Origin of the sequence: Geodermatophilus chilensis (assembly GCF_002802985.1) — a bacterium.
GTDB classification, from domain to species: domain Bacteria; phylum Actinomycetota; class Actinomycetes; order Mycobacteriales; family Geodermatophilaceae; genus Geodermatophilus; species Geodermatophilus chilensis.
The window spans coordinates 1-12754 of the sequence record NZ_NVPT01000035.1; the positions used below are offsets into that span (position 1 = coordinate 1).

Here is a 12754-nt window from a genome sequence, read left to right on the forward strand (position 1 = left end):
TGATAGTTTTATGTGAACGAGCCGCCGACCACGGGGAAGTGCGAGGAAGGGGTCGTCGGCAGCGTCGGATGGGTATAAGAGACAGCCCGAGGAGGAGCCCGTGCCAGGACGACCGCCCGCCCCCGACCCCCGCAGCGCCGCCGCGACGGCGAGCCCGGGGACGCACTACGACGCCATCGTGACCGGGGCCGGCGCCGGCGGGCTCACCGCCGCGCTGACGCTCGCCCAGCAGGGCGCGCGGACGCTGCTGCTGGAGAAAAACCCGGACGTCGGCGGGTACGCCCACGGCGACGGGGAGCAGGGCTTCACCTGGGACCACGGCGGCCACATCCTGCTGGCCTACCGGCTGGGGTCGCCGGCGCGGCAGGTGTTCGAGCGGCTCGGGATCGACCAGCGGATCGAGATGGTCCCCGACCGGCAGACCTTCCAGTGCGTCTTCCCGGACGCCCGGACCGAGATCCCGGCCGACCTCACGATGGCCGCCGAGCGCCTGTCCCGCCGGTACCCCGACGAGCGGGCGGGGATCACCCGGCTGCTGCTGGACATGGAGCGGATGGTCGCCGACCTGGAGACCGTGGTGCCCTCCTTCCGGATCGCCGACGCCCCCGGGCAGCGCCGGCCGCTCGACCGGCTGCTCGAGCAGTTCCAGCGGCCGTGGCTCGGGGACGCCGTCGCGCCGCTGGCCGGCCGGCTGCACCTGCCCGGGCACACCCTGCTGAAGTACCAGAACCGGACGCTGCAGCAGATGCTCGACGAGCACCTGCGCGACCCGGACCTCAAGGCGACCCTGTCCATGCTCTGCGTCGGGATCGGCACCGCGCCCTCGGAGCTGTCCGCGGTGATCGCCTCGGTGTTCCTGGTGCACGCCCTGCGCCCCATGTGGATGCCCAAGGGCGGCTTCGGCCGGCTCGCCGAGGTGCTCCGGGAGATGTTCCTGGACGCCGGCGGGACCGTCGTGACCGGCGCCGAGGTGGACCGGGTGCTCGTGTCGGGCGGTCGGGCGCGCGGCGTGCGGACCGCCGACGGCCGGGAGTACACCGCGGGGGCGGTGGTGTGCGCCTCCGACGCCCGCCGGCTCTACACCGAGCAGCTGCCCGCCGACGTCGTCCCCCGCCGGCTGCGCACCCGCGTGGAGACCATGCCCACCACACCGACGTTCTTCCAGGTCCAGCTGGGGGTCGACCTCGACCTGTCCGCGCCGGAGCTGGACCTCAAGCGGCTGAACTTCGTCTACCCGCACCGCGACGTCGACAAGGCGATGGCGAACTTCCCGATGGGCAACGTCGAGGAGGCGGCCTACTACCTCTACGTCGCCTCGTTCCACCAGCCGGAGCTCGCGCCGCGCGGGATGCACTCGGTCAAGCTCGAGTGCCCGACCCGGCTCGACAGCGCCGGCATCGACTGGGACCGCGACAAGGAGGCCGTCGCCGACACGTTCGTCCGCCGCGCCGAGGAGCTCATCCCGGACCTCGGGAAGCACGTCGTCGTCCGGCGCGTGTACACGCCGCAGGACATGGTCCGGCGCACCCACAACGCCGACGGCGCCTTCGCCGGGTGGGCCTTCGTGCCGGAGACGCTCACGCGGGCCCGGCCGCAGCAGCGCTCGCCGCTGCCGGGCCTCTACCTGGCCGGGCACTGGACGACGCCCAGCGCCGGCCTGCCTTGGGTGGTGCTGTCGGGCTACAACACCGCGGGCATGGTGCTCGCCGACGCCGGAGGGCACCCGACGTGGACGCACTGACGCTCACCCCGACGGAGCAGCGGAACCTGGACACCATGGCGGCGGTCGTCCCGCAGTGGAACCGTCGCGACGTCGCCGGCATCCTGGCGCACTACGACGAGCAGATCACCTGGCACGACGTGGCCCGGGGACGCACCTACCGGGGGAAGCGCGAGGTCGGCGACTACCTGAGGACGCTCTTCACCGCCCTCCCCGACCTCCGGCTCGACCTCACCACGCGGCTGCCGCACGGGGACTGCGTCGCCGAGGAGTACACGATCACCGGCACCCACCTCGGGTCGCTGTTCGGCATCCCGCCCACCGGTCGGCCCCTGCGCATCCGGGCGGTCAGCTTCGTGCGGATGCGGGAGGGCCGGCTGGCCGAGGACACCTTCTACGTCGATCTCGCCGGGATCCTCGGTCAGCTGGGCCTGTTCCCCCCGCTCGGCCTCGCCGAGACCCGTTGGGGGCGGATGGGCCTGCGGGTGGCCGTCCTGTTGCGTTCGCCCCGGCGCGGCGTGGCGACACACCGGGCCCGGCGCGGTGGCCGGGGACCGAGGGCCTGGCCCGGGGGCGCCCCACCGGAGGACGCTGACGGAGCGCCGCCGCCCGACTGATCCCAGGAGGATCCGATGCGCCGACCGGTCGCCACCTCGGTCCTGTCCGCGTGTGCGCTCACCGTCGTCGTCGGCGGCTGCGCGGGTGCCGACGAGGCGCCGTCGGCGTCCACCGGCGGAGGCACCGCGGCCGCGGACTCCGCGTCGCCCGAGGCCGGTGCCGGGGAGCTCACGGCCCGGCTGGTCGACCCAGAGGGCGGGGAAGTGGGCGTCGCGACCCTCACCGAGGTGGAGGGCGGCACGCAGGTCGACGTCCGCGTGACCGGCCTCCCGCCGGGCTTCCACGGGTTCCACCTGCACGCCGTCGGCCTCTGCGAGCCGGACAGCCCCAGCCCGGCCGACCCCTCGATGACGGGGGACTTCCTGTCGGCCGGCGGGCACATCGGCGCCGGGGAGGCCGACCACGGGGAGCACGCCGGCGACCTGCCGCTGCTGTACGTGACCGAGGCGGGCACCGGGGCCCTCACGGCCGTCACCGACGCGCTGACCCTCGACCAGCTCACCGACGAGGACGGCAGCGCGGTCATGGTGCACGCCGACCGGGACAACTACGCGCACATCCCCGAGCGCTACGCACCCGGTGGCCCCGACGAGATGACGCGGAACACCGGCGACGCCGGAGGCCGCATCGCCTGCGGACCGGTCGAGGGCTGATCCCCCGCGTCCCCGACGCGATCGATCCGCGGGTCGGCAGCAGGGCCCGGTCACCTCGGACCGTCCGTCACCGTCACCGTCACCTTCATCCTCGTCGACAGCGACGGGATGGAACTGGACCGGGAGACCAGCGAGGTGTTCGACGTCTACTGACGGGGCGGACTCGTCGGCCGGACCAACTCGTCGAGCCGCTGCGGCGTCGAGGGAGGCACGGTGGCGCCGCGGGAGTCGGGGAGGAAGTCGGCCTGCTCCTCCAGCACGGTCACCCCGACGCCCGCCGTCCCCACAGCCGGCAGGCGTCCGTGGCCGAGCTGGTCGCCACCGACGCGGCGATGAGGGTGACCACCGACGCCGTCCAGGTGCTCGGCGGCTACGGCTACACCCGCGACTTCCCCGTCGAGCGGTACATGCGCGAGGCCGAGGTCATGCAGATCCTCGAGGGCACCAACCAGATCCAGCGGCTGGTGATCAGCCGCCAGCTCGCCCGCTGGCCGGTGTCCGCGACCCCGCGGACGCTCCCGTTCCACCGGACTCGTACGGTCGCCGAGGACCGCCCGGTGCAGCCCGGGCGCGAGGATCGGAGAGCAGTGAACGCAGACGTGCCGCCGGTCGTGGAGCAGATCTACGAGGACGTCCTCCGCCGCAACCCGGGTGAGACCGAGTTCCACCAGGCCGTCCGCGAGGTGCTCGAGTCCCTCGCCGTCGTGCTGGCGCGGCACTCCGAGTACACCGAGATGAAGACCGTCGAGCGGATCTGCGAGCCCGAGCGGCAGGTCATCTTCCGCGTGCCCTGGCAGGACGACCGCGGCGAGGTGCACATCAACCGGGGCTTCCGGGTGGAGTTCAACTCGGCCCTGGGCCCGTACAAGGGCGGCCTGCGCTTCCACCCGTCGGTGAACCTGAGCATCGTCAAGTTCCTGGGCTTCGAGCAGATCTTCAAGAACGCCCTGACCGGGATGCCGATCGGCGGTGGCAAGGGCGGCTCCGACTTCGACCCCAAGGGCCGCTCGGACGCCGAGATCATGCGGTTCTGCCAGTCGTTCATGACCGAGCTCTACCGCCACCTGGGCGAGTACACCGACGTGCCGGCCGGCGACATCGGCGTCGGCAGCCGGGAGATCGGCTACCTGTTCGGCCAGTACAAGCGGATCACCAACCGCTACGAGTCCGGCGTGCTCACCGGCAAGGGCCTGGGCTGGGGCGGCTCGCTCGTGCGCACCGAGGCCACCGGCTACGGCGCGGCCTTCTTCGCCGACGAGATGCTGAAGGCGCGCGGGGAGTCCTTCGACGGGCGGCGGGTCGTCGTCTCCGGGTCGGGCAACGTCGCCGTCTACGGCATCGAGAAGGTGCACCAGCTCGGCGGCACCGCGGTCGCGTGCTCGGACTCCACCGGCTACGTCGTCGACGAGAAGGGCCTCGACCTCGACGTCCTCAAGCAGGTCAAGGAGGTCGAGCGCGGCCGGATCAGCGACTACGCCGAGCGGGTGGCCTCGGCGACCTTCGTCGCGGGCGGCAGCATCTGGGACGTCCCGTGCGACATCGCGATCCCCAGCGCCACGCAGAACGAGCTGGACGGCGACGCCGCCGCGACGCTGGCCCGCAACGCGTGCCGGTACGTCGTCGAGGGCGCCAACATGCCCTCCACCCCGGACGCGGTGCGGGTCTTCCGCGAGGCCGGGATCGCCTTCGCGCCGGGCAAGGCGGCCAACGCCGGCGGGGTCGCCACCTCCGCGCTGGAGATGCAGCAGAACGCGTCGCGGGACCGCTGGACCTTCGAGCACACCGAGGCCCGCCTCGAGGAGGTCATGCGCGACATCCACACCCGCTGCCACCGGACGGCCGAGGAGTACGGCTCCCCGGGCGACCTCGTGCTGGGGGCCAACGTCGCGGGGTTCCTGCAGGTCGCGGAGGCGGTGCACGCCCTCGGCCTGGTCTGACGCCTCGTACAGGAGCCCGGAGCGGCCCCTCGGCGGACGTGACACGCCGACGAGGAGGACGCTGCGGGGCGGTATGCCCACGCTTCGTGTAGGAAGTCCTCCTCACAGTGGGAGGAAACGTGCGCCGCCGGAGATCCAACGGGGCCTGCCTGACCCTGGTGCTCGCCTTCCTGACCGGGCTCCTGGTGGTGGCGGCCCCGGCGACCGCCACCGCGGCCCCCGGCAACGTGCCGTGTGGTCCGGCCTACGACCGCATCCTGTACGGCACACCTGCGACCGCGCCCCGGACGGTCGCCCTCACGTTCGACGACGGCCCCAGCCCGAGGTGGACCCCGCAGCTGCTCGACATCCTGCGTCGCAACGGCGTCAAGGCCACATTCTACCTGGTCGGCGCCGAGGTCGAGAAGTACCCGGACCTCACCCGGCGCATCGCCGCCGAGGGGCACACCATCGGGAACCACTCCTGGGACCACCCGCTGTTCGATCGGCTGTCCCGGCGTGACCAGGCGTGGCAGATGGACATGACCACGGACGTCATCCGCCGCACGACGGGGGTGACCCCGTGCTCGTTCCGTGCCCCGTACGGACAGGCCTCCGACGTCACGCTGCAGGAGGCCCGCGCCCGCGGCATGAGCGTGGCCAACTGGACGCACAACACCGCCGACTACACCACGCCCGACGGCCTTTCGCCGCAGTTCCAGGACGAACTCGTCGGTCGGGCCGTCGGGCCGTGGCACGACCACGCCAACGTCCTGATGCACGACGGCTCCAACGGCAACTACCGGCAGAACACGGTCGGCGCAGTCCAGCGGATCATCGACCACTACCGCCAGCACGGGTACTACTTCACCGACGTGACGGGGCGGTGGTCGGGGACGCAGATCTCCGACCACTACAACCGGATCAACGGTGAGTGGGCGCTGGGCGCTCCGGTCTCCGGCGAGATCCCGCTCCCGGGCAACCGGGGCCGGGCCACCGTCTACCAGGGCGGGGGCATCTACTGGAGCCCGTCCACGGGCGCCCACGCGCTGCGTGGCGCCATCTGGGACCGCTACCGGCAGATCGGGTACGAGACGAGCCACCTCGGGATGCCGGTCACGGACGAGGCCCTCTCGGCCGACCGTCGCGGCGTGTACCAGCACTTCCAGGGCGGCTCGATCTACTGGACGGCCACGACGGGCGCCTGGGAGGTGTACGGGGGGATCCGGCAGCGCTGGGGTCAGCTCGGCTGGGAGTTCGGTCTGGGCTACCCGGTGACCGGCGAGCTCACCAGCCCGGACGGCATCGGGCGCTCCAGCGTGTTCGAGCGGGGGGCGATCTACTGGAGCCCGGCCACGGGAGCGCACGAGCTCCGTGGGGCGATCCGGGACCGCTGGAGCCAGCTCGGACACGAGTCCGGTCTGGGCTACCCCACGACCGACGAGCGGTTCACGGCCGACAAGAAGGGCGTGTACCAGGAGTACCAGCGAGGCGCGGTCTACTGGAGCCCGACGACCGGTGCGCGGGAGGTCCGTGGCGCGATCCGGCACCGATGGAACTCGGCCGGCCGGGTGACCGGTTCGCTCGGGTACCCGACGAGCAACGAGGTCCGGCTCTCGGGCGGCAAGGGCGTGCTGCAGGCCTACCAGAGGGGCTGGGTCTACTGGTCCCAGAGCTCCGGTGCGCGCATCGTGCGCCCGGGTGCGATCCGCGACACGTGGGCCTCGATGGGCTGGGAGAACGGATCGCTCGGCTACCCGGTGGGCGAGGAGTGGACGCTCCCGGACCGCAGGGGCCGGCAGCAGTCCTTCCAGCACGGTCACCTGTACTGGAGCGCCGCCACCGGCGTCCAGCCCGTGATGAACGGCCCGATCCGCGACAGGTGGGCCTCGCTCGGCTGGGAGAACGGCGTCCTGGGCTATCCCGCGGCGGGCGTCGTGACGACGAGCGCCGGGAGCTCGCAGGAGTTCCAGGGCGGCACCGTCGCATGGACCGCGCAGGGCGGCCCCCAGGTCCTCCGGGGCAGCCTGCGGGACGCCTGGGTGGCCCTGCAGCGAGAGCGGTGAGCCCTCGGCTACCCCCTCGGCGGGCAGCGCACCGGTGCGGAGCCCGGTACCAGCTGGGCGGAGTTCACCGGCGGCGTGCTGTACCTGACGCCCGACGGTGCGATCCCGGTCCTGGGCGCCTTCGCCACGACGTGGACGGCCGAAGGCGGCGACGTCGGCCTCGGCCGGCCGATCTCGGCGGCAGTGGTGGAGGCCGACGGGGTGACGCGGCAGCACTTCACCAAGGGGGTCCTCGAGGCGGGCTCGGACGGCACGGTCCGCCTGCAGGTGGTCGTGGCTCGGTCCCAGCCCGACCCGATCCCCCTCCAGCCCGACGCGGAGGTCGTGACCGAGCCGCAGGCGCCGAGCACGGCGCACCGGACGCCGTCGGCCCCGACGCAGGAACAGGGGGCTGCCGAGGAGACCCAGACGCAGAGCACCCCGACGGCCACGACGGCTGTTCCCACCGAGGCTCCGGCCACGGCGGAGGCTCCCGCCACGGCGGAGGCTCCCGCTCAGGCGGAGCCGGACCGGGCCGGCACCGCCGCGCAGGACTGATCTCGGCCGGCTCGAGGGTCCGGCCCGAAAGGGGGACCGACGGCACCTGCGGACTACCGGGGCGTCGTGTCGGTGTCCACCATGGTTCGACGGCGGCGCAGACCGCAGGGCAGCCCGACCTCGCGGGGCACCGCGATCCTCGGCGCGCGTGCGTGCGAGCGCGCTGCGTGGGCATGATGCGGACAGCGTCCGCCCGTGCACCGCTGGGTCGCCGGGCGGGGGAGTCGTGGGAGAGGGGAACCGGCATGGCATCGGTGGACGACACGCGTGAGGTGGCCGGGGCGGCGGGGCCGCTGGACCTGCTGCTGACCCAGGCGGCGCAGGGGACGCTGCGCCGGCTGTCCCCGGGGAAGCCGGGGCTGAAGTTCCTGGGCGGGCTGGCCCGGCGTCCGGACAAGGTGGCCGCGCGGGCCCGGTCGCTGGCCGGCCAGCTGGTGCAGATCGCCGTCGGCACCTGCGAGCTGGCCCCCTCCAGCCGGGACCGGCGCTTCGCCGACCCGGCGTGGACGGAGAACCCGCTGCTGCGGCGGCTGGTGCAGGCCTACCTGGTCACGGGCGAGACCGCGCTGGGGCTGCTGCACGACGTCCCGCTGGAGTGGCGGGACGCCGAGCGGGTGCGCTTCGCCGGCACCAACCTCGTCGACGCGCTCGCGCCCAGCAACAACCCGCTGCTCAGCCCGGTCGCGTGGAAGGCCGTCATCGACACCGCGGGCGCCAACATCGTCCGCGGCCCGCGGAACCTGGTGCGCGACCTGGCCACCGCGCCGCGGGTGCCGACGATGGTGGACCCGAGCGCCTACGAGGTGGGCAGGGACCTGGCGGTCACGCCCGGGGCGGTGGTGCTGCGCACGCCGGTGTTCGAGCTGATCCAGTACCGGCCGACGACGCCGACCGTCCGGACGGTGCCGGTGGTCATCGTGCCGCCGACCATCAACAAGTACTACGTGCTCGACCTCGCGCCCGGGCGCAGCCTGGTCGAGCACCTCGTCGGCCAGGGCCAGCAGGTCTTCATGGTCTCCTGGCGCAACCCCCACGCCCGGCACCGCGACTGGGGCTTCGACACCTACATCACGGCCATCCTCGACGCCCTCGACGCGGTCGAGGAGATCTGCGGCGTCGAGGCCACGCACCTCATGGGCACCTGCTCGGGCGGCATCCTGGCCAGCATGACCTCCGCCGTCCTGGCGGCCACGGGCCGGCAGGACCGGCTGGCCAGCCTGAGCCTGCTGGTGACCGTGCTGGACCAGACCCGCGCCGGCCTGACCGGCGCGATGATGGACGAGGACACCGCCGCAGGGTCGGTCGAGGCCTCCCGGCGCGCCGGCTACCTCGACGGCCGCAAGCTGGCCGAGGTGTTCGCCTGGCTGCGGCCCAACGACCTCATCTGGAACTACTGGGTCAACAACTACCTGCAGGGCAAGCAGCCGCCGAAGTTCGACATCCTCTCCTGGAACTCCGACACCACGCGGATGACCGCCCAGCTGCACGCCGACTTCGTCGACGTCGCGCTGCACAACAAGCTGACCCGCCCCGGCAGCGTGACCGTGCTCGGCACCGAGGTGGACCTGAGCCAGGTCACCGTCGACTCCTACGTGCTGGCCGGGTCCGCGGACCACATCTGCCCGTGGCAGTCCTGCTACCGCAGCAGCCAGCTGCTCGGCGGCAAGATGCGCTTCGTGCTCTCCACCAACGGGCACATCGCGGCGCTGGTGAACCCGCCGGGCAACCCCAAGTCCAGTTACCGGGTCACCGACGACAACTCGGCCGCGGTCGAGGAGTGGGCCGACACCGCCCGCACCGAGAAGGGCTCCTGGTGGCCGGACTACTCCGCGTGGCTCGGGGAACGGTCGGGACCGGACAAGGACGCGCCCGAGCAGCTCGGCAGTGCCCGGTTCCGCGTCCGCGAGGACGCGCCGGGCAGCTACGTGCGGGACAAGTGACCGCCGGCACCCGGCTGGAGGGGACCTCCGTGGACCTGGCAGAGGGCATCGGCCACGCGCTGTCCACCGACTACTTCCAGCTGCGCGACGAGCTCTCACCGGAGCAGATGGACCACCTGCTGCGCACCCGGGCCTTCGTCGAGGACGAGGTGCTGCCGGTGATCAACGGCTACTGGGAGCGCGCGGAGTTCCCCCGGGAACTGGCCGGGAAGCTGGGCGCGGCGGGCCTGGTGGGCGACGGCATCGAGGGCTACGGCTGCCCGCCGATGGACGCGCTCTCCGCCGGCCTGGTGCACATGGAGCTCAACCGCGGCGACGGCAGCCTGGGCACCTTCCTCGGCGTCCAGGCGGGGCTGGCGATGAAGTCGATCGCCATGCTGGGCTCGGAGGAGCAGAAGCAGCGGTGGCTGCCACCGCTGGCCCGCTGCGAGGAGCTCGGTGCCTTCGCGCTCACCGAGCCCGAGCACGGCTCGGACTCGATCGCGCTGGAGACGTCGGCCCGCAGGGACGGCGACTCCTACGTGCTCGACGGGTCGAAGAAGTGGATCGGGAACGGCACCGTCGCCGACGTCGTCGTGGTCTGGGCCCGCGACACCGACGACGGGCAGGTCAAGGGCTTCCTCGTCGAGAAGGGGACGCCGGGCTACCGGGCGCGCCGGATCGAGGGGAAGGGCTCGCTGCGCGCGGTGTGGCAGGCCGAGATCGAGCTGGAGGACGTGCGCGTCCCGGCCGAGAACCACCTGCCCGGCTCGCGCAGCTTCAAGGACGCCGGCGCGGTGCTGGCGACCACCCGCGGCTCCTGCGCCTGGATGGCCCTCGGGCACGCCGTGGCCGGGTACGAGGCGGCGCTGACCTACGCCGGGCGCCGCAGGCAGTTCGGCAAGCGGTTGGTGGAGTTCCAGCTGATCCAGGAGCGACTGGTCGGGATGCTGGCCAAGGTCACCTCGATGCAGCTGTACTGCCGGCGGCTGGCCGACCTGGCGCTGGCCGGCCGGGTCGAGCCGACGCTGGCCGGGCTGGCCAAGGCGCACAACACCAGCACCGCCCGCGCCGTGCTCGCCGAGGCCCGCGACCTGATGGGCGGCAACGGGATCCTGCTGGACTTCCACGTCATCCGGCACATGGCCGACATCGAGTCGATCCACACCTTCGAGGGCACCGAGACCATCCAGACCCTCATCGTCGGCCGGGACATCACCGGCGCCTCGGCGTTCGCATGACGCCGGCGCAGGTCCGCACCATCCGGGTGGGGGAGGTGCGGCTGCGGACGTCGGTCCGCGGCTCGGGGCGGCCGCTGCTGCTCATCACCGGCCTGGGCGCCAGCCTGGAGCTGGCCGAGCCGTTCGAGCAGGAGCTCGTCGCCCGCGGCCGGCAGGTCATCAGCTTCGACGCGCCCGGCATCGGCGGCTCGACGCCGTACCGGAGCCCGCGGCGGATGCCGGGCCTGGTGCGGACCGTGACCGGGCTGCTGGACGCCCTCGGGCTCGACCGGGTCGACGTCTTCGGCGTCTCGCTCGGCGGCGTGGTGGCCCAGCAGCTGGCCCGCCAAGCGCCCGAGCGGGTTCGGGGCCTGGTGCTCGCGGCCACCGCCCCCGGGCTGGGTGGCATGCCGGGGGCGCCGTCGGCCCTGCTGGCGCTGACGACGCCGCGCCGCTACCGCGACCCCGAGCACTACCTGCAGATCGCCGGGCGCATCTACGGCGGCATGGCCCGCACCGACCCGCGCCGGCTGCTGCGCACGGTCATCGGCCGGGTGCGGCCTCCGTCGCTGGCCGGGTACGTCGGCCAGCTCTACGCGATCACCGGGTGGAGCAGCATGCCGTGGCTGCACACCCTCCGGCAGCCGACGCTGGTCCTGGCGGGGGACGACGACCCGATCATCCCGCTGGTCAACGGGCGGATCCTCGCCTGGCGCATCCCGAACGCCGCGCTGCACGTCGTCCGGGGCGGGGGACACCTGTTCATCCTCGAGCGCCCGGCCGAGATGGCCGGCCTGGTCACCGGGTTCCTCGACGGCGAGCCGGTGCCGGCGATGGTCGGAGTCGGTGCGTCCAGGCCGACAGCCCGCCCGCGCGGCGGAACCACAGCGCCTCGGTGACCGCGACCACCCGCCGGGTGGACTGCGTCTCGTAGGTGCTGATCCGCCGTCCGCACCTCCCGGTTCCCGCCAAGGTGCAACGCGTTTCCGGTCAGGGGACCAGGGCGAGCTTGCCGACGACCTCCCGCCGGGCCAGCAGCGTCAGGGCGCGCGCGGCCTCGTCGAGCGGGAGCCGGGTGGGCACCGGGGGCCGCAGCTCGCTGCGCGCGACGCGGCCGAGGACGTCGGCCACGAGCGCGGTCGCCGCGTCGGGCTGCGTCCGGGCCCAGTCGCCCCAGTCCACGCCGATGACGCTGCGGTTGCGCAGCAGGACGACGTTGGCCGGCAGCCGGGGGATCTCCCCGCCGGCGAACCCGAGTACGCAGAACCGGCCGTGGGCGGTGAGCGAGCGCAGCGCCGTCTCGGCCAGCGGGCCGCCGACCGGGTCGACGACGACGTCCGCCCCGCCGCCGGTCACCTCCCGGACGCGGTCCTTGAGGTCGGTGTAGTCGAGGACGACCTCGGCACCGGCGGCCTCGGCCGCGGCCCGCTTGGCCGCGCTGGAGGCGGCGGCGACCACCCGGGCACCGGCCGCGCGGGCGACGTCCACCGCGGCCAGGCCGATGGCCCCGCCCGCGCCCAGCACGAGGACCCACTCGCCGGGCTCGACGCGCACGCGGTGGGTCAGGGCGAAGGACATGGTGCTGTAGTTCTCGATCGCGGTGGCCGCGAGGTCCGGCGCCAGGCCCGGCGGCAGGGGGCACAGTGCGGAGGCACGGACCACGAGGTCGGTGGCGAACCCGCCACCGGCCATCGACAGCACGGCCACCGGGTCGCCGACCGCGGCGGTGTGGACGCCGGCACCGACGGCGCGCACCCGGCCGGCGACCGCGGACCCCGGCGTCCAGGGCAGCGGCGGCCGCACCTGGTAGCGCCCCTCCACCATCAGGCCGTCGACGAAGCTGACCGCCACGGCCTCGACGCCCACGACGACCTCGCCGGGCCCCGGTGCGGGGTCGGGTTCCTCGACGATCGACAGCCGGTCGACCGGACCGAACTCCCGACACACGATGCGTCGCACGCGTCCTCCCGATCGGCCGCTCCGAGGTCCTGCACCGCAGCAGACCACGGATCCGGGTGCTCGTCTGCCGCGGCGCTGCGCGCCGAGGCGTTCCCGCAGGAACGCGGCCAGGGTGCTCGGCTCGCACAGGCCCGCGCCGAGAGTCA

General features: G+C 73.4%; 9 protein-coding genes and 1 pseudogene. 9 read left to right on the forward strand and 1 reads right to left on the reverse strand.

Annotation, left to right across the window (positions count from 1 at the left end):
* Positions 1-100 precede the first annotated feature (100 nt).
* The 9 genes and pseudogenes from CNO22_RS08025 to CNO22_RS08070 all read left to right on the forward strand — a co-directional run bounded on the left by CNO22_RS08025 (position 101) and on the right by CNO22_RS08070 (position 11548).
* Positions 101-1741: a phytoene desaturase family protein gene (locus tag CNO22_RS08025; RefSeq protein WP_100498866.1), complete on the forward strand. Its 1641-nt coding sequence runs from the start codon at positions 101-103 to the stop codon at positions 1739-1741.
* On the forward strand, positions 1729-2337 hold the full coding sequence (locus CNO22_RS08030) for an ester cyclase (protein WP_100498867.1): 609 nt from the start codon (positions 1729-1731) through the stop codon (positions 2335-2337). The genes CNO22_RS08025 and CNO22_RS08030 overlap by 13 nt, the downstream gene beginning before the upstream one ends.
* Positions 2338-2352: 15 nt before the next feature.
* Complete coding sequence (locus CNO22_RS08035) at positions 2353-2991, forward strand: superoxide dismutase family protein (RefSeq protein WP_100498868.1); 639 nt, start codon at positions 2353-2355, stop codon at positions 2989-2991.
* 245 nt (positions 2992-3236) lie between these two features.
* On the forward strand, positions 3237-4928 hold the full coding sequence (gene gdhA, locus CNO22_RS08045) for an NADP-specific glutamate dehydrogenase (protein ID WP_269799575.1): 1692 nt from the start codon (positions 3237-3239) through the stop codon (positions 4926-4928).
* A 119-nt stretch (positions 4929-5047) separates the two neighbouring features.
* Positions 5048-6973 carry a polysaccharide deacetylase family protein gene (locus CNO22_RS08050; protein ID WP_198588183.1) on the forward strand — a complete coding sequence of 642 codons (1926 nt, stop codon included), beginning with the start codon at positions 5048-5050 and terminating at the stop codon, positions 6971-6973.
* 15 nt (positions 6974-6988) lie between these two features.
* Positions 6989-7510: pseudogene (locus tag CNO22_RS28200) on the forward strand (LGFP repeat-containing protein); the annotation flags it as partial.
* Positions 7511-7755: 245 nt separating this feature from the next.
* A complete protein-coding gene (locus tag CNO22_RS08060; protein ID WP_100498871.1) occupies positions 7756-9450 on the forward strand; it encodes a PHA/PHB synthase family protein in 1695 nt (564 codons plus the stop codon).
* A gap of 29 nt (positions 9451-9479) precedes the next feature.
* A complete protein-coding gene (locus CNO22_RS08065) occupies positions 9480-10670 on the forward strand; it encodes an acyl-CoA dehydrogenase family protein (protein ID WP_232806883.1) in 1191 nt (396 codons plus the stop codon).
* Positions 10667-11548 carry an alpha/beta fold hydrolase gene (locus CNO22_RS08070; protein ID WP_100498873.1) on the forward strand — a complete coding sequence of 294 codons (882 nt, stop codon included), beginning with the start codon at positions 10667-10669 and terminating at the stop codon, positions 11546-11548. The genes CNO22_RS08065 and CNO22_RS08070 overlap by 4 nt, the downstream gene beginning before the upstream one ends.
* A 91-nt stretch (positions 11549-11639) precedes the next feature.
* Here the strand turns inward: CNO22_RS08070 and CNO22_RS08075 are convergent, their stop codons facing one another.
* Positions 11640-12608: a zinc-binding dehydrogenase gene (locus tag CNO22_RS08075; RefSeq protein WP_100498874.1), complete on the reverse strand. Its 969-nt coding sequence runs from the start codon at positions 12606-12608 to the stop codon at positions 11640-11642.
* Between the last annotated feature and the right edge of the window lie 146 nt (positions 12609-12754).